General features: G+C 64.5%; 17 protein-coding genes and 1 pseudogene. 9 read left to right on the forward strand and 9 right to left on the reverse strand.

Going from position 1 to position 15,724, the window contains the following annotated elements; all coding sequences use genetic code 11:
- Positions 1-189: 189 nt before the first annotated feature.
- Positions 190-579 carry a DUF779 domain-containing protein gene (locus ACXJLU_RS12165; RefSeq protein ID WP_457331174.1) on the reverse strand — a complete coding sequence of 130 codons (390 nt, stop codon included), beginning with the start codon at positions 577-579 and terminating at the stop codon, positions 190-192.
- Positions 580-590: 11 nt separating this feature from the next.
- Positions 591-2,111 carry an aldehyde dehydrogenase gene (gene adh, locus ACXJLU_RS12170; RefSeq protein WP_457331176.1) on the reverse strand — a complete coding sequence of 507 codons (1,521 nt, stop codon included), beginning with the start codon at positions 2,109-2,111 and terminating at the stop codon, positions 591-593.
- Positions 2,112-2,395: 284 nt separating this feature from the next.
- On the opposite strand from adh, the gene ACXJLU_RS12175 reads away from it, so the two are divergent.
- From ACXJLU_RS12175 to ACXJLU_RS12190, 4 genes are read left to right on the forward strand one after another with little or no spacing between them, the layout of a single operon-like run.
- Positions 2,396-4,264: a sigma-54-dependent Fis family transcriptional regulator gene (locus ACXJLU_RS12175; RefSeq protein WP_457331178.1), complete on the forward strand. Its 1,869-nt coding sequence runs from the start codon at positions 2,396-2,398 to the stop codon at positions 4,262-4,264.
- A gap of 50 nt (positions 4,265-4,314) precedes the next feature.
- Complete coding sequence (locus ACXJLU_RS12180) at positions 4,315-5,181, forward strand: SDR family oxidoreductase (RefSeq protein WP_457331180.1); 867 nt, start codon at positions 4,315-4,317, stop codon at positions 5,179-5,181.
- Positions 5,182-5,189: 8 nt separating this feature from the next.
- Positions 5,190-5,882 carry a dienelactone hydrolase family protein gene (locus ACXJLU_RS12185; RefSeq protein WP_457331182.1) on the forward strand — a complete coding sequence of 231 codons (693 nt, stop codon included), beginning with the start codon at positions 5,190-5,192 and terminating at the stop codon, positions 5,880-5,882.
- A 32-nt stretch (positions 5,883-5,914) separates the two neighbouring features.
- Positions 5,915-6,073 (forward strand): hypothetical protein, encoded by a 159-nt coding sequence (locus ACXJLU_RS12190; protein ID WP_457331184.1) that lies wholly within the window; start codon positions 5,915-5,917, stop codon positions 6,071-6,073.
- 27 nt (positions 6,074-6,100) lie between these two features.
- On the opposite strand, the gene ACXJLU_RS12195 is transcribed toward ACXJLU_RS12190, so the two are convergent.
- Complete coding sequence (locus tag ACXJLU_RS12195) at positions 6,101-7,021, reverse strand: LysR family transcriptional regulator (RefSeq protein WP_073466260.1); 921 nt, start codon at positions 7,019-7,021, stop codon at positions 6,101-6,103.
- A 242-nt stretch (positions 7,022-7,263) separates the two neighbouring features.
- Here ACXJLU_RS12195 and ACXJLU_RS12200 point away from each other — a divergent pair, with 242 nt between their 5' ends.
- Complete coding sequence (locus ACXJLU_RS12200; protein ID WP_073466262.1) at positions 7,264-7,515, forward strand: GlsB/YeaQ/YmgE family stress response membrane protein; 252 nt, start codon at positions 7,264-7,266, stop codon at positions 7,513-7,515.
- Positions 7,516-7,647: 132 nt separating this feature from the next.
- Here ACXJLU_RS12200 and ACXJLU_RS12205 read toward each other — a convergent pair whose 3' ends face one another.
- Complete coding sequence (locus tag ACXJLU_RS12205) at positions 7,648-8,598, reverse strand: LysR family transcriptional regulator (RefSeq protein ID WP_457331187.1); 951 nt, start codon at positions 8,596-8,598, stop codon at positions 7,648-7,650.
- Positions 8,599-8,686: 88 nt separating this feature from the next.
- Between ACXJLU_RS12205 and ACXJLU_RS12210 the strand changes: the two genes are divergently transcribed.
- Positions 8,687-9,667, forward strand: a complete 981-nt coding sequence (locus ACXJLU_RS12210) for an MBL fold metallo-hydrolase (RefSeq protein WP_457331189.1) — start codon at positions 8,687-8,689, stop codon at positions 9,665-9,667.
- A gap of 158 nt (positions 9,668-9,825) precedes the next feature.
- Here the strand turns inward: ACXJLU_RS12210 and ACXJLU_RS12215 are convergent, their stop codons facing one another.
- Together ACXJLU_RS12215 and ACXJLU_RS12220 are read right to left on the reverse strand one after the other, a co-directional pair.
- Positions 9,826-10,425, reverse strand: a complete 600-nt coding sequence (locus ACXJLU_RS12215) for an NADPH-dependent F420 reductase (RefSeq protein ID WP_457331191.1) — start codon at positions 10,423-10,425, stop codon at positions 9,826-9,828.
- 25 nt (positions 10,426-10,450) lie between these two features.
- Positions 10,451-11,185, reverse strand: a complete 735-nt coding sequence (locus ACXJLU_RS12220) for an SDR family NAD(P)-dependent oxidoreductase (RefSeq protein WP_457331193.1) — start codon at positions 11,183-11,185, stop codon at positions 10,451-10,453.
- 113 nt (positions 11,186-11,298) lie between these two features.
- Between ACXJLU_RS12220 and ACXJLU_RS12225 the strand changes: the two genes are divergently transcribed.
- Positions 11,299-11,658 carry a winged helix-turn-helix transcriptional regulator gene (locus ACXJLU_RS12225; RefSeq protein ID WP_457331195.1) on the forward strand — a complete coding sequence of 120 codons (360 nt, stop codon included), beginning with the start codon at positions 11,299-11,301 and terminating at the stop codon, positions 11,656-11,658.
- A 638-nt stretch (positions 11,659-12,296) separates the two neighbouring features.
- On the opposite strand, the gene ACXJLU_RS12230 is transcribed toward ACXJLU_RS12225, so the two are convergent.
- The 3 genes from ACXJLU_RS12230 to ACXJLU_RS12240 form a co-directional block, all read right to left on the reverse strand.
- Positions 12,297-12,845 carry a hypothetical protein gene (locus tag ACXJLU_RS12230; protein WP_457331197.1) on the reverse strand — a complete coding sequence of 183 codons (549 nt, stop codon included), beginning with the start codon at positions 12,843-12,845 and terminating at the stop codon, positions 12,297-12,299.
- A gap of 479 nt (positions 12,846-13,324) precedes the next feature.
- Positions 13,325-14,281, reverse strand: coding sequence for an IS5 family transposase (locus tag ACXJLU_RS12235; RefSeq protein ID WP_457331207.1), 957 nt, complete (start codon positions 14,279-14,281; stop codon positions 13,325-13,327).
- 4 nt (positions 14,282-14,285) lie between these two features.
- Complete coding sequence (locus tag ACXJLU_RS12240) at positions 14,286-14,795, reverse strand: hypothetical protein (protein WP_457331199.1); 510 nt, start codon at positions 14,793-14,795, stop codon at positions 14,286-14,288.
- Between the two features lie 335 nt (positions 14,796-15,130).
- On the opposite strand from ACXJLU_RS12240, the gene ACXJLU_RS12245 reads away from it, so the two are divergent.
- Together ACXJLU_RS12245 and ACXJLU_RS12250 are read left to right on the forward strand one after the other, a co-directional pair.
- Positions 15,131-15,469: a hypothetical protein gene (locus ACXJLU_RS12245; RefSeq protein WP_457331201.1), complete on the forward strand. Its 339-nt coding sequence runs from the start codon at positions 15,131-15,133 to the stop codon at positions 15,467-15,469.
- A 102-nt stretch (positions 15,470-15,571) separates the two neighbouring features.
- Positions 15,572-15,724, forward strand: a pseudogene (locus ACXJLU_RS12250) (IS5/IS1182 family transposase); the annotation flags it as partial.

A 15,724-nucleotide genomic window follows, 5' to 3' on the forward strand; every position in this document is an offset into this window, starting at 1 on the left:
GCAATCGAGCGAGACTGCATGTTCTCCGCGACAACGTTCACCGCGCAAAGCGCGACGTGAAGCTCAGGAAGCCCGGCGCTGCGGAGCGATTGAAGGCTCATACGGCAGCGCGTCTCGCCTACGCGGAGACTGGCAAGTAAGGCAATCCATCGAGCTGGCGACCGACGGGTTTCGCCCGTCGGCCGCAGCTCATGGCTGCAGCGGCTCGGCGTCGTCCAGCACCGCCCACTCCTCGTCGGTGAAGAGCCTGGAGCGGGTCAGGAAGCGCAGCCCCTCCGGCCCCTCCACCGAGAACATCCCGCCCCGCCCCGGCACCACGTCGATGATCAGCTGCGTGTGCTGCCAGTACTCGAACTGCGGCCCGCTGATGTAGAACGGCATGCCGCCGATGTGCCCCAGCAGGCGGTCGTAGTCGCCGACGATGAACTCCCCGTGCGGGTAGCACATCGGCGAGCTGCCATCGCAGCAGCCGCCCGACTGGTGGAACATCAGCGGGCCGTGCTTCACCTGCAGCCGCTCGATCAGTTCGAGCGCCGCGTCGGTGGCCGTCACGCGCAGGACCTCGGTGCTCGCTTGCATCTCGGGGCCTCTCAGAAGAACCCGAGCTTGTGCTCGCTGTAGCTCACCAGCAGGTTCTTGGTCTGCTGGTAGTGGTCGAGCATCATCTTGTGGTTCTCGCGCCCGATGCCCGATTGCTTGTAGCCGCCGAAGGCCGCATGCGCCGGGTACTGGTGGTAGCAGTTGGTCCACACGCGCCCGGCCTGGATGCCGCGCCCCATGCGGAAGGCGGTGTTCATGTCGCGGCTCCACACGCCGGCACCGAGCCCGTACAGCGTGTCGTTGGCGATCGACAGCGCCTCTTCCTCGTCCTTGAAGCGCGTGACCGACACCACCGGCCCGAAGATCTCCTCCTGGAAGATGCGCATCTTGTTGTGGCCCTCGAAGACGGTCGGCTTCACGTAGTAGCCGCCTTCGAGCTGGCCGGGCAGCATGTTGCGCTCGCCGCCGATCAGCACCTTGGCGCCTTCCTGCCGGCCGATGTCGAAGTACGACAGGATCTTCTCCAGCTGCTCGCTCGAGGCCTGTGCACCGATCATCGTCGACGGGTCGAGCGGGCTGCCCTGCTTGATGGCCGCCACGCGCTGGATCGCGCGCTCCATGAAGCGGTCGTAGATCGAGTCCTGCACCAGCGCACGCGACGGGCAGGTGCAGACCTCGCCCTGGTTCAGCGCGAACATCGCGAAGCCTTCGAGCGCCTTGTCGAAGAAGGCATCATCCTTCTCCATCACGTCGGCAAAGAACACGTTGGGCGACTTGCCGCCCAGCTCCAGCGTCACCGGGATCAGATTCTGGCTCGCGTACTGCGAGATCAGCCGGCCGGTGGTGGTCTCGCCGGTGAAGGCGATCTTGCCGATGCGGTTGCTCGACGCCAGCGGCTTGCCCGCCTCCAGCCCGAAGCCGTTGACGACGTTGAGCACGCCGGCCGGCAGCAGGTCGGCCACCGTCTCCATCAGCACGAGGATCGACACCGGCGTCTGCTCGGCCGGTTTCAGCACCACGCAGTTGCCGGCGGCCAGCGCCGGTGCCAGCTTCCACACCGCCATCAGGATCGGGAAGTTCCACGGGATGATCTGGCCGACCACGCCGATCGGCTCGTGGAAGTGATAGGCCACGGTGTCGTTGTCGATCTGGCTGATGCCGCCTTCCTGCGCGCGGATCGCCGACGCGAAGTAGCGGAAGTGGTCGACGGCCAGCGGCAGATCGGCGGCCGTGGTCTCGCGGATCGGTTTGCCGTTGTCCCAGGTCTCGGCCGCGGCCAGCATCGGCAGGTTGGCCTCCATGCGGTCGGCGATCTTGTTCAGCAGGTTGGCGCGTTCCGTCGTCGAGGTCTTGCCCCAGGCCGTCTTCGCCTTGTGCGCGGCGTCGAGCGCGCGGTCGATGTCTTCGGCGGTCGAGCGCGGGATCTCGCAGAACGGCAGGCCGGTCACCGGCGTGATGTTCTCGAAGTACTGGCGGCCGGAAGGCGCCGTCCACTCGCCGCCGATGTAGTTGCCGTAGCGCTTCTTGAAGGCCACCGGGGTGCCGAACTTGCCAGGGTCGAGCTTGTCCATCTTTGCGTCTCCGATCTGGGTGTGGTCGGCGTCGCCCACTGCGATGCCGCAGGGCAAGGTCTGCAACGCACGTACCCGATCGGGTCGGTGCTTACCCGAACCCGCGCCGCACCCAGGTTGCAGCGTCCGGCCTGAGCGGCTGGGTGATGCCATCGGCGCGCATGTCACAACCGGACGCGCGGGTCGGGATTCGCGATCTGCGACACATCCGTGCGACGATGTCGCAAGGCATGTTGCGTGCTGCGACACGCCAGCAAGATCGAAGACAGAGATCGGAGACAGGCATGAAAGAGGCGCAGGCGCTTTCGTTGCGGATCGAGCACGCCCGCGATCTGTTCTTCATGCAGGGCCGAGACCTGTCGGATGCCGAGGGACTGGCGCCTCACATCTCCCGTTCGTGGCGACGCTGCCGCAGCGTCGACCAGGCCGCGGTCGAGCCGGAACCGGTGCTGCTGCAACACCTGCGCGAACGCCGCGAGCAATCGATGCAGATGCTGGCGTGCGCGCAGCCCGAGCTCGACGGCCTGACCGAGCACGCGTTGAGCGCCGGCTGCGTCGTGATCCTCACCGACCCGTCGGGCCTGATCCTCGAAGAGATCGGCAGCCCCGAGTTCCTGCCGAAGGCGCAGCGCATCGCGCTCGCGCCTGGCGTCGAGTGGTCCGAAACGAGCCGCGGCACCAACGCCATCGGCACCGCGCTGCTGGAGCGCCAGTCGCTGATGGTGCTGGGCGGCGAGCACTTCCTGCCGCAGAACGGCGCGATCGGCTGTGCGGCCTCGCCGATCTTCACCGGCCGCGGCGAGATCGCCGGCGTGATCGACATCTCGGGCGAGGCGGCGCAGGTCAATGACCACACGCTGGGCCTGGTGCGCATGGCGGCGCAGCAGGTCGAGCACCGGCTGATGCTCGCGCAAGCCAGCGGCCACCTGCTGCGCTTCCACGCCAAGCCCGGCCTGCTGGGCACCGCGCGCGAGGGGCTGGTCGTCATCGACGACGGCCGCATCGTCGCGGCCAATCGGGTCGCGCTCGGACTGCTCGGCACCGCCTGGGGCGGCCTGCTCGATCAATCCGTCGAGGCCTTGATCGGCATGCGCTGGTCCCAGCTCGAAAGCCGGGCAGGCCTGCTGACGCTGCCCGACGGCCGACAGATCGCCGCGACGGTCGAGCGCACGGCTCGCGGCGCGACATGGCGCGCGCCGAGCCGGCCGCCTGCGACGCGCGTGGCCGAGGTGCATCCCGCGATGGACGATGTCGCCCCGTTGCTGAAGCTCGCCTGCAAGGTCCTCGATGGCGGGTTGCCGATCCTGGTCACCGGCGAGACGGGCAGCGGCAAGGAGGTGTTCGCCCGTGCGCTCCACCACGCCTCGCGACGCAGCAAGGGACCGTTCGTCGCGGTCAACTGCGCGGCACTTCCGGAGACGCTGATCGAGGCCGAGCTGTTCGGCTACGAGGCCGGCGCCTTCACCGGCGCGCGCCGGCGCGGCATGCCGGGGCGCATCCGCGAGGCGTCGGGCGGCGTGCTGTTCCTCGACGAGATCGGCGACATGCCGCTGCTGTTGCAGACGCGGCTGCTGCGCGTGCTCGAGGAGCGCACCGTCGTGCCGCTCGGTGGCGGGCCGGGCATCCGCGTCGACTTCGACCTCGTCTGCGCCACTCACCGCGATCTTCAGCAGATGAGCGCGGTCGGGGCCTTCCGGGCCGACCTGCTCTACCGCGTCGACGGCTACCGCGTGGCCGTGCCGCCCTTGCGCCGGCGGCGCGACCGGCGCGCCCTCATCGAGCGCCTGTTCGGCCAGCTGGCGCAAGCGAAGCGGCTTTCCATCGACCGGGCGGCGCTCGACCGGCTCGACGCGCATGCGTGGGCCGGCAACGTGCGAGAGCTCAACAGCATGCTGCGCGCGATGGTTGCGCTGGCCGACGAAGGTGACACCCTCGGCGTCGACCAGTTGCCGGATCGCTTCGTTGCGACAACGGCGCAGGATCCGCAGCACCGCCTCGTCGAGGTCGAGCCCGCACTCTCGGACGTCGTCGAGAACACCATCGACCAGGTGCTGTCGGCATGCCATGGCAACGTCGCCACGGCCGCAAAGCGCCTCGGCGTTCATCGCAGCACCGTGTATCGCCACCTGGCCCAGCGCTCGACGTCCCGCTGACCGCCGCATCAGTCTTCGACGAGTTCACCATCTCGCCGTTTCCCGAGCAGATGTTGCTCGCATTCAGCTCATTCCGCTTCCGAGTGGCGAGACACATGATTCATCCCATGCGAAGCGATCGACCGAAACGTCTCCTTCGTCATTCAACTCAACCATGGGAACTACCTGAAATGAAGCTCAAGAACAAAGTTGCATTGATCACTGGCGGCACGTCGGGCATCGGCCTGGAAACCGCGAAGCTGTTCCAGGCCGAGGGCGCCCAGGTGGTGCTGGTCGGCTCGAACGCAGAGCGCCTGGCCGCGGCCGGCAACCAACTCGGCGGCAAGGCGCTGCTGGTGCGTGCCGACATCCGCAAGGTGGCCGACATCGAGCGTGCCGTCGAAGAGGCGCGCGCCAGGTTCGGTCGCATCGACGTCCTGTTCGCCAACGCCGGCGCGACCACGGTCGCTCCGCTGGAGGCGGTGACGCAAGCGTATGTTGCCGACAACCTCGCGCTCAATTTCACCGGCACGTTCTTCACGATCCAGAAGGCGGCGCCGGTGATGGCTCAGGGCGGCAGCATCATCGTGACGACGTCGTTCCTGAACACGATCGGCTTCGCGGGCCTGTCGATCCTGGCAGCGACCAAGGCTGCGGCGCGCTCGCTGGTTCGCACCCTGGGCGCAGAACTGGCGCCGCGCGGCATCCGCGTGAACGCGGTCAGCCCGGGCGCCATCGCGACACCCTTCTACAGCAAGATCGGCCTGCCCGACAACGTGCTGTCGGAGGTCGCCGCCGGCGTCACGCAGAAGATCGGCCTGAAGCGCTTCGGCGATGCCGCGGAACTCGCGAAGACCGTGCTGTTCCTCGCCAGCGACGACTCGTCATACACGACCGGCACGGAACTCGTGGTCGACGGCGGCCTGACCCAGTTTTGAGGACCACCATGGGAACGACGATCCAATTCAAGCGCCCGGATGGCCACGAGCTGCCGGGCTACCTCGCAGAGCCGGCGCAGCCGCAAGGCGCACCCGCGGTGGTGGTGATCCAGGAATGGTGGGGCCTGAACGACCAGATCCGCGGCGTCGCCGACCGCCTGGCCCACGCCGGCTTCCTGGCGCTGGTGCCCGACCTGTACCGCGGCAAGAGCACGGTCGAGAAGGAGGAGGCGCACCACCTGATGGACGGCCTGGACTTCGGCTCCGCCGCCGCCCAGGATGTGCGTGGCGCCGTGCAGTTCCTGAAGACCCGCGCCGCCAAGGTCGGCTGCGTTGGCTTCTGCATGGGCGGCGCACTGACGCTGCTGGCCGCCGCCAACGTGCCCGAGCTCGACGCAGCCGTCACCTGGTACGGCTGCCCGCCGCTGGAGTACCTCGACGCCGGCAAGATCAAGGTTCCGCTGCAGGGCCATTGGGCCGACCAGGACMAGTTCTTTCCGCTGGCGCTGGTGGCCGGCCTGGTGGAAAAGCTGACAGCCGCCGGCGTGAAGCACGACTTCCACCACTACCTGGCGCACCACGCATTCGGCAACGAGCAGGCGGTGGGCGAGGGGCGGATCGCGGAGACGCACCATGACCCGGTGTGGACGCAGAGGGCGTGGGATCGCACGTTCACGTTCTTCGCCAGGCACCTGGCCTGACCCCGTTCTGATGACCTCACAGGAACAATGAAATGCGCATTTCTCCCGGCGACCACGCGGTGATCCACACCAAGGAGGTGGGCGACGAGACCATCGCCGGACTTGGTGTGGGCGGCTCGCCCGGTGGCGACAAGGACGAGGTCTGCGCGCAGGCGGGTGTTGCCAAGGCGGCGGAGCTCCTGAAAAAGTAGTGCGGCACCGTCGAAGCGCGCGACTTCTCAAGGCGACGGGATGCGTCCGAAGTCTGCCAATGCCTCGCGAAGTTGTGGAACGGCGAAGTCGATGAATCGGCGGAGCTTGACCGGCATCATGTCGCGCGACAGGTGGACGAGATGCACCGGGATCGGGTCGACCTCGAACTCCTGCAGGATGAATCGGAGCTTCCCGGCGCGCACGGCCTCTGCCACGTCGTGCTCGAGCAGCATCGTCGCGCCCACGCCGTCGATGGCGGCATCGGCGGCTGCGTCTGGCGACGACACGAGCAATCGCGGTGTGTCCGTGATCGTGTGCAGCTCGCTGGCTTCCGGATGGCGAAAGCGCCACGGCGACAGGAACGGGCTGTTGAACACGACGCGAGGGTAGCCTCGCAGATCCTCGGGGCTGCGCGGCACGCCGTGCTTCTCCAAAAGCGCCGGGCTGGCCACCACCACGACGCGCAACAGCCCGACCCGCGTGGCCACCAGGCTGCTGTCGCGCAGGCGGCCGATCCGCACCGCGACATCCGCGTGGGAGTCGACGAGGTCGATGTTGCGGTCGGATTGCAGGAGCTGTATGCGGATCTCGGGAAACTGCGCAAGGAATTGATGGATGACGGGCAGTACCCGCAGCCGCGCCACCTGCACCGGCGTTGTCACGACGAGCTCGCCACGTGGGTTCGTGAACTCGCCGGAGGCGCGACGCTCCTGCTCATCGACCTGTTCGAGAATTTGCCTTGCCGCGGCAACGTAGTCGGCCCCCGCATCCGTCAGCGAGAGCTTGCGCGTGGTTCGAACGAGGAGCTTCGTGCCGACCATCGCCTCCAGGTCGTTGACATTGCGCGTGAGCGTGGCAACGGGAATCCGCAGTTTCCTGGCGGCCGCCGACAGGCTTCCCTCCTCGACGGAAGAAACCAGCATCGCCATCGCTTCCAGTCTGTCCAATTGACTCACCTCAACAAACCGACGGCGCAGAGCAGCCGGGCTGCGTCCATCGAACGGCCGCGCGCCCTCACTCTACAGGGGCTCGATACGATGTCCCTGACCCTCCGCTATTCCGCCGGTGCTGCGATTCGGCTGCCGAGCGAGGCGCGAAAGCCATCAACACACGCCCGTCCGTTCGCGGGCTTGTGGCATGCTCGGTCTGGCAGGATCTTCAACATCCATCACACGAGAGAGCCAATACCATGGGCATCATCAGCACCATCCTCGTCGGGCTGATCGTCGGCGCGATCGCGCGCTTTCTGCTGCCAGGCGAGCAGAAGATGGGCTGGATCCTGACCTGCCTGCTGGGCGTCGCCGGCTCGATGATCGCTGGCTTCGTCGGCCAGGCGATAGGCTGGTATTCGGTGGGGCAGCCGGCCGGATGGATCGCCTCGGTCATCGGCGCCATCGTGCTGCTGTTCGTCGTCAGCAAGCTCAAGGGCAGCAGCAGCTGACCGCGCCTGGAACGAACCTGTGAAGACTGGCCAGAGGAGTACGACGACAGTAACGGATCCGGCCGCCAGGCCAATGACGGCAAGTCAAAGAGCTGGCAAACGGTTCGTGAACAAGCAAGAGTCCTCTCAGAGTCAAACCTCAATCGGAGAGCGATCCCCCGCGGAGGCCTTGTCGGCAAGCAGCTCCCATTCGCTTCGAAGACTCTTGAGAGCGTAGTCGGCAAAGTGGCGTACTCGCGGGGCCAGATGCAATGCATGCGGGTACACGACATGCAGCGGTGCGCTGGGGATGCTGTATCGCCCCAGCACGCGCACCAGCGTTCCATCCCTCAGTTCCGAGCCCACATCCCATATCGACTTGAGAAAGATCCCACCGCCGGCGAGCGCGAGCGCTTTGGCCGCGTTGCCGTCATTGCACAGGAAGGTCGCGTTCACCTCGGCCGAGACCGGTTTGCCTTCGTGCTGGAAGAGCCAGTGCCGCGTGCTTCGCGTGCCGTAGAGGATGCAGTTGTGCGCTGAGAGTGCAGCAGGCGTGTCGGGAGAGCCGAAGCGCCGCAAGTAGTCCGGCGCGGCGCACAGGACGAGCTCGCTGTCGGCGATGTGGCGTGCCGTCATCGTCGAGTCGTCGAGCACCCCGAAGCGCAGCGCCAGGTCAATGCCTTGCTCCACGAGATCCACGACGTCGTCGCTCAAGACGAGCTCGATCCTCAACGCCGGATGCATGGCTTGGAACTGCGCCGCCAGCACTGCGAGATAGCGCGTACCCAGCATGCGCGTCGCCGTCACCCGCAGGTGTCCGTTGATGTCGGTGCGGCTGTGCTGCATCACCGCCTCGGCCTGCTGCACCTCCGCAAGGATGCGCACGCAATGCAGGTGAAAGCGTTCGCCTTCCTGCGTCATTGATTGCCGCCGTGTGGTCCGGTTGAGCAGGCGAACGCCCATGCGCGCCTCGAGGCTGGCCAAGCGCTTGCTGACCACTGCCAGAGACAGGCCCAGCTCGTTCGCGGCCCCCGTGAGACTGCCGGCACTGGCGACCTTGTCGAAGATCGTCAGCTCGACCAGGTTGTCGATCATTGTTTCCATATTATTGATTGTGAAATCGTGATCTCAGTCTTTATCAACCGGATGGCGATAACTATAGTGCCTTTCACCACTTAACAGAGCCTCCACGATGAAACGCACACTCCTTGCGGCCTTCCTGGCCGCCGCTGTCGCCACCAGCTTGGTCGCCACGGTCTCATCCGCGGCCGAGGCGCCTGCGACCAAGGTGAGCCGCTATCAAGCCGGCTATTACCACTTCAAGCTCGGCGACTTCGAGGTCGCGGCGCTCTCCGACGGCACGCTGCCGATCCCGACGCTGAAGCTGCTCACCAACGCCCGGCCCGGCGAGGTGGCGTCGCGCCTGGCGGACATGTATCAGACGACCGAGGTCGATGCCTCGGTCAACGCCTACCTGATCCGGGCGGGCGACCGCCTGATCCTGATGGACGCCGGCACCGGCGAGCTTTACGGCCCGACGTTGAACAAGCTCGAGGCCAGTCTCAAGGCGGTGGGCGTCACCCCGGAGCAGATCACCGACATCCTGATCACGCACATCCACACCGACCACACCGGTGGCTTGATGGATGGCAAGCGCATCGTGTTTCCCAACGCCACGGTCCACATCGAGCAGAAGGAGGTCGCGTACTGGCTGAATCCCGAGAATCGCGCCCGGGCGCCGGATGCCGCGAAGAAGTACTTCGACGAGGCTTCGGCCAAGGTGCAGCCCTATGTCGATGCGGGCAAGGTGAAGACGTTCTCCGGCGCGACCGAGCTGTTCGCCGGCATCCGTTCCATCCCCGCTCCGGGCCACACACCGGGCCACACGTTCTACGCGCTCGAGAGCAAGGGCGAGAAGCTGGTGTTCTGGGGCGACCTGGTTCACGTGGCCGAAGTTCAGATGCCCGACCCGGGCGTGACGATCGTCTTCGACGTCGATCCCAGAGCCGCCACAGCAACGCGCAAGAAGGCGTTCGCCGACGCGGTCAAGGGCCGGTACTGGGTCGCGGCCGACCACATCTCGTTCCCCGGCGTCGGCCATCTGCGCCGCGATGGCACAGGCTACCGGTGGATCCCCATGACCTACGTGAACGACCACTACGAGGCGAAGTGACCCATGCGCTGAAACGTTGCCGGCCTCCGGAGTAAAGGCATGTCCTGCATCGACGGCTTCGTGATCGCGGTTACCGCCGGCATACCCTCGCTTCAATCAAACCGTGGCTGCCAATGTCCACAAGGCAGGTTCGCATCGGAACTAGCGATCACGATTCATCAGGCGAACTTGACCAAGTCCTTGAAGATCAGTTGACCCCAGCTGTTTCCGCGCGCCTGCACAAGCAGTCCACCTTCTGACAGCCCGCCAAGTTTGATCGGCGAGAAGCCGAGATTTTCAGCAAGCGCACCAATCTCCGCTGCGGCGCCGTCATCGTCGCTCGCCAGGAACACGACTCTCCTGCCACCATGCACGGCAGGATCCTGGTCAAGGACAGTAGCGACCAGATGGTTGAAGCCCTTGACCAGTCTCCCACCCGTGAAGGCCTGCGCGACAACCTTTGAAGAAGGCTGTCCTCCCAGTGCCTCAGGGGACACGCCATAGGCATTGGTCACATCGATGATGGTCTTCCCCTGCCAGGTCGGCAGCGCCTTCGCGACATCCGGGTGCGACTCGAAACGGACTGCCAAAAAGATGACGTCCGCCTTGACGGCTTCCGCCAGTGTCTTGGGGATGATCTGGGGTCCGATCGCGGCGGCAGCGGATGCAAAGCTTTCCGGGGCGCGCGTGGTTGCAACGGCTACTTCGATGCCATTGCGGGCAAACGCCTTGGCGAGAGCGTGGCCGATCTTGCCGAAGCCGATGATTGCGTAGCTCATATGTGTTCTCCTTGGGTTCAGCGGGTCAGAGTTGCGCCAGGCCGCCGTCGACGGCAACCTCGCTGGCGGTCATGAAGCTGCTGTCCGACGACGCGAGAAAGGCAGCCACCGCTCCGATCTCCGCCGGATCGGCCATGCGCTGGAGCGGCGTCATCGCGGCGTAGACCTTCTGGCCTTCCTCGCCCAGCGCTTGCTTCGCGAGTTCGGTCGCCGTCGCCCCGGGCGACAGCACGTTGACCCGGATGCCGGTGCCTTTCAGGTCCTCCGCCCAGGTCCGCGCCAGGTTGCGCACTGCCGCCTTGCTCGCGCTGTAGGCGCTCATTCCCGGGGCGCCCGTGGTGCCGGCGCTCGATCCGGTCAGGATGATCGAAGCGCCCTTGCCCATCAGCGGCAGCGCCTTCTGGACCGTGAAGATGGTGCCCTTCACATTGGTGTCGAAGGTTTCGTCAATGTGCTCGGCGGTGACCTCGCCGAGCCGAGCCTGGCTTCCCGCCCCGGCATTGGCGAGCACGATGTCGAGGGTTCCGCGCTCGGCCTTCACTGCCGCGTAGAGCCGGTCGAGGTCTGCCTCATCGGAGACCGAGCCCTTCACCCCGCGGGCATTGGGTCCGAGCTTGGCCACAGCGGCATCGAGCGATTCTTGTCGGCGGGCGTAGATGAAGACGAAGGCGCCTTCCTCGATGAAGCGCTTTGCTGCGGCGAAGCCGATGCCGGTCGCGCCGCCGGTGATCACGGCGGTCTTTCCATTCAGTCTGGTCATGTCAGAGATCCTTGGTTGCGTTGCAGGAAAGCTGGAGAAATGCTTGCCTGAGGACAACTATGGAGTTCTGATAACCTAAGGACAAGTATGCACTTTTTGGTAAGTACCTAAAAATGACGACGCCTCCTGAAATCTGCGACACCGGCTGCGGGCTGAACGCGACACTGCGCGTCATCTCGGGCAAGTGGAAACCGCTGATCCTGTTTTTCCTGCGCGACGGCCCGAAGCGCTACGGCGAACTCAAGCGCCTGACCCAGGGCGTCAGCGACAAGGTGCTGATCCAGCAATTGAAGGATCTGGAGGCTGATCGCGTGCTCGCGCGGAACGACTACAAGGAGGTGCCGCCGCGTGTGGACTACACGCTGACCCCGCTCGGTCGCAGCCTGGCCAACGCGATCGTTCCCCTGTGCACCTGGGGAACCGAGAACGCGGCGGAGATGGCAAGCATCTTCGCCAAGCGCGACGTGCCCTAGCGGGATGGGGTGGCTTCGAGACGGAGGTCCGGGCAGTCGTCGATGGTAAGGTGCGCGCCTTGGCCGAAAGGCCCCCAGCGCCGCCATCTCGATCGTGAACGATTCCGCCGCCCCCCTCTCCCCTGCGCTCGACGACCCAGCTCCCTCCTCTGCGGCCGGACGGACCCCGCCGGCCAGGGACCTGTCGGCCCATACCCCAATGATGCATCGGGGTGTTCTGCTCTGAAGCTCTGTCCACAGCATTCCGAATCTACGCTGTTCTCTACGCGACGGTCGAGATCAAGAAGACTTCGCTCGCCGTGGCGTCCCGCATGTCCGGTTTGCAGCGGTTGCAGTCGGTCGCTTCGAGCTATTGACCGGCCGCTTGCTGTCTCAATGCGGTCGCTACAGCGCTCCGGAGATTTCCGAACGATCGGCCAAGCGACGCGGCACCGTCGGACGCTCGTCATCGCGTCGTGCCGCCAGCGGATCGGGTTGGGTTGAACGTCCGCTGTGCGCCTGCGCGAACTGGCACTATCGACCCTGAGCGGAAGTAGCACCAGGACTGATGAATCGCCCTAAAGCTGCCGTTCAACGTTTGAGATAACCGGCAGCGCCCGGCTTGCCGGACGATGTCCGGTTGATTGAAGGGTTAGGCCTCACTCTTCCGCCTCGCTCTTCGGGCGCCAATAGTAGACATCGAGATCTACCCTACAAACACCGCGCTCGAGCGCTGCCGAAGACGCGGCCTGCTGGTAAGCGGCGCTGACTGCTGGTCCCAGATGTTTAATCCTTGGCCATTTTGGCAGAGCAATTCTTGGGGAGGCTTCGAGAAGTGCACTACCAACATCTTTGTCTAAGGGCACTTCAAGCAGTTCTCGGAGGTGACCGAGATTGAAATGCGCAGCCAGATCGGTGTTGTAGACGACGTCTCTAAGAAAGAGATTTATTGCTTTCCGTGCCGCTCCCCAATTTCTAGCATTGGCCGGAAATGCCTCTTTGAGAGACTCGGTGGTTCTATCGAGCCATGGCGAGAAACTTTCGGCGGTAAGTTGACCTACTTCTGAAAGATTGATTCTTCCAAGAAAGCTTCTTGCGATCGCAATGACTTTGGGTGCACCCTGCTTCCGTAGGGACGATGGGCCTATTGCAGCCTGTGCGGTTCGGCGCTTCAGCTTCTCTAGGAATTCATTCTGATGTGTGCTCATGCGCTATGAGGCCTAACGTGTTATGGGGAGACAGAAGCTGCTGCATAACATCGGCGTTGTCCGAATAACAACATCGCGGCATGCGGTCTCAATCCTTTGATTCATCAGCGATTTATCCCAGTTTGCAGTCCCGCCCAGGCTACTAAAAAATCCGACAAATGCGGCACGGGTTACAACTGATCCGACGCATCAAACCCCCCAAAGCCCATGCGGCTGCAAAGCTGTCATTGGGGCCTTCCGCTCCTGGCCGTGCACGACCGTGGTGATCCTCAGCGGCAGAGCGCATCAATGCACCCCTCGAAATCCGGAAACTCGGCCTTAGGGATGGTCTGCATAACCGCCGCGACGCGCGCCGGTGATGCCGAGGAGGCAGGATGCGAGTTTGCTGTCCCGCTGAAGCAGTAGAGAAGCCCGGCGTCGCGGCCGCACCGGATCGTTTGGGCCGTTCGATGCGGCCATCGAGCGCACTGCGGGCGCACTCATCCCGCGGCCATCAACTTTCTTCGCGCCATCCACAAGTTCGACAGCGCGAACAGCGTGACGATCTGCGCAGTGTTCTTGGCAAGCCCTCGGTATCGAACCTTCGTGTAGCCGAACTGCCGCTTGATCACCCGGAACGGGTGCTCGACCTTGGCTCTCACGCTGGCCTTGAGTTGCTCGATCTGCTCGCGCTTGAAGCCGCTGGCCAGGAACGTGTTCAGCGCACGGCGCTTGCCCGCCCTCATGGCGACATGCCACTCAGGCCCTTGCGCCTCGGCTCGCTTGTGAACGCCCTGGTAGCCCGCATCCCCGAACGCGATCTCTTCCTGGCCGTGCAGCAACGCGCCGGCCACGTTGATGTCGTTGACGTTGGCCGACGTGCCCACCACCGTATGCACCAGGCCCGACTCGGCGTCCACGCCGATGTGCGCCTTCATGCCGAAGTACCACTGGTTGCCTTTCTTGGTCTGCTTCATTTCCGGGTCGCGCTCGCCCTCGAGGTTCTTGGTCGAACTCGGCGCGTTGATCAACGTCGCGTCCACCGCCGTGCCTGTGCGCATCAGCAGACCCTTGGCTTGCAGGATGTCGTTGACCACGCGCAGCATGTCCGTCGCCAGGTCGTGGCGCTCCAGCAGATGCCGGAATCTCAGGATCGTCGTCTCGTCGGGCAACCTCGCCATCACCCCGTCCAGCTTGGCGAACTCGCGGTACAGCGGCACGTCGTGCAGCGCCTCTTCCATCGCCGGATCGCTCAGCCCGAACCACTGCTGCAGATAGTGAATCCTCAGCATCGTCTCGATGCCGAATGGTGGTCGTCCCGTCTTCGCCCTCGGGTAGTGCGGCTCCACGATTTGCACCAGTGCCACCCACGGCACCACCCGCTCCATCTCTTCCAGGAACTCCCGTTTGCGCGTCTTCTTGGTCGACAGATTCAGTCCCAGTCCCAGTTGCTTCATCGGCTCAACTCGCTTGGCGATCATGCCCATTGCCTATGCAAGGCCCGGGCCGGTTTTGCAGAGTTTCCTTAGCTCGCGAAAGGACTTGCAGGGCGGACTTCCTGGATTCGGGTGAATGCGCCATCGCGAACGCCGCAAACTGACTGTTCTCTGGCCTCTCGTCGGGATACGAGACGGCCTCGAAGGGCCCCAGTCCGCCTGCTAATAGCCACAGGAAGTCATGAATGGTGCTCGCGACGACGCCTTTCTCTCCTTCCGAGCCGAGAAAGACGACCGGCTGGTCAAGAAGMGGCAGATCTTTGCGTACGCTCCAGATGGCGGCATATCCGCCGGTGCCGTCCTGACCGAATACCAAGAAATCCGAGCCGTCGACTTCTTCGTTCCCAGTCCAAGCCCGGAACCAGTCTCGGGTCTCCTGAGYCGACAAAAAGCTATCGAAGGGTTCAAAGTCAATTCCTTCGCCGCCAGCGTAGTCGAACTCTAAAGCGAGAAGGGCGCGAAGAAGCTCTGGCATGGAAGGAAAGGCTAGCAAGTGTGGAGGCTGCGAGGGATCATAGCTGCAAGGTACGGCCCTTGAAACCGGACACCTTCGACCGACGGCATGTGGCCGACAGTGTATGTTCGCCGCGTCGCTCGCGACCAGTCGGTCGCACGCCGTTCCGTCTCGCTGGGCGACCGCTTCCAGGGCGATGGACGAAGGGGCGCAGTCGGCCATGAGCTGCCTCTCGCCAGCGACGGCTTTCGGGCAAGATGCTCATGGGGCAATCACACAATATGGGAGCACCGTGAATCACGGCCTACAGCCGGACCTGCGCGGGCCGCAAGGACGGGGCGATAGCTGGAGAACACATGCACGGATATGGCGAACGGAACGCGGCTTTGGCAGTCAGGAAATTCCAAGCGCTCGTACGTCGACGTAGGACACTTCACCTGCTGTGGTGGATTCCTGGAGCATTGCTTGTTGTCCCTTTGCGTGAGGTGTTCAATCTGCTGCCGCGCGATCTCTTCACCTTCGAGCCGGGGATGGCCTTTGGATTGTTGACGTGGGCCGTTGTCTGGCTCTGGCTTGGACGTCAACTCACCAAGACCAGATGCCCCTATTGCTGCGAGCGTGCATTCGGCCCGCGCCCGTTCGTGTCGGTGCGGCGCATGCGATGCGTTTCCTGCCAAGAATCGCTGTTCGACTGAGCGGTTCTGAGCGGCGACACCCGACCGAGGCTGTGTGAAAACCCCGATCCGCGTTCGGCCGCTTCTGCGTAGAGTTTGCAGGCATATCGAGAAGGAGTCGATATGCGCAGGTTCGTTGAAGGGCAAGATCGGCATCAGGTGACGTTGCTGCCTGAGTCGCTGGACGAGTTCATTGCCGAGGACAATGCGGTTCGCGTGGTCGACGCGTTCGTCGAGGAACTGGATCTGGCATCGATGGGCTTCGAGGGCACGACG

This window comes from Rhizobacter sp. P5_C2 (genome assembly GCF_054049715.1).

Bases quoted from the DNA above. Each gene is read 5' to 3' on its own strand.
- ACXJLU_RS12180 (WP_457331180.1), top strand. From the start codon at position 4,315: ATGTTGCTCGCATTCAGCTCATTCCGCTTCCGAGTGGCGAGACACATG.
- ACXJLU_RS12190 (WP_457331184.1), top strand. From the start codon at position 5,915: ATGCGCATTTCTCCCGGCGACCACGCGGTGATCCACACCAAGGAGGTG.
- ACXJLU_RS12230 (WP_457331197.1), bottom strand. From the start codon at position 12,845: ATGAGCACACATCAGAATGAATTCCTAGAGAAGCTGAAGCGCCGAACC.
- adh (WP_457331176.1), bottom strand. From the start codon at position 2,111: ATGGACAAGCTCGACCCTGGCAAGTTCGGCACCCCGGTGGCCTTCAAG.
- ACXJLU_RS12220 (WP_457331193.1), bottom strand. From the start codon at position 11,185: ATGACCAGACTGAATGGAAAGACCGCCGTGATCACCGGCGGCGCGACC.
- ACXJLU_RS12215 (WP_457331191.1), bottom strand. From the start codon at position 10,425: ATGAGCTACGCAATCATCGGCTTCGGCAAGATCGGCCACGCTCTCGCC.
- ACXJLU_RS12245 (WP_457331201.1), top strand. From the start codon at position 15,131: ATGCACGGATATGGCGAACGGAACGCGGCTTTGGCAGTCAGGAAATTC.
- ACXJLU_RS12210 (WP_457331189.1), top strand. From the start codon at position 8,687: ATGAAACGCACACTCCTTGCGGCCTTCCTGGCCGCCGCTGTCGCCACC.
- ACXJLU_RS12175 (WP_457331178.1), top strand. From the start codon at position 2,396: ATGAAAGAGGCGCAGGCGCTTTCGTTGCGGATCGAGCACGCCCGCGAT.
- ACXJLU_RS12205 (WP_457331187.1), bottom strand. From the start codon at position 8,598: ATGGAAACAATGATCGACAACCTGGTCGAGCTGACGATCTTCGACAAG.
- ACXJLU_RS12165 (WP_457331174.1), bottom strand. From the start codon at position 579: ATGCAAGCGAGCACCGAGGTCCTGCGCGTGACGGCCACCGACGCGGCG.
- ACXJLU_RS12225 (WP_457331195.1), top strand. From the start codon at position 11,299: ATGACGACGCCTCCTGAAATCTGCGACACCGGCTGCGGGCTGAACGCG.
- ACXJLU_RS12200 (WP_073466262.1), top strand. From the start codon at position 7,264: ATGGGCATCATCAGCACCATCCTCGTCGGGCTGATCGTCGGCGCGATC.
- ACXJLU_RS12235 (WP_457331207.1), bottom strand. From the start codon at position 14,281: ATGAAGCAACTGGGACTGGGACTGAATCTGTCGACCAAGAAGACGCGC.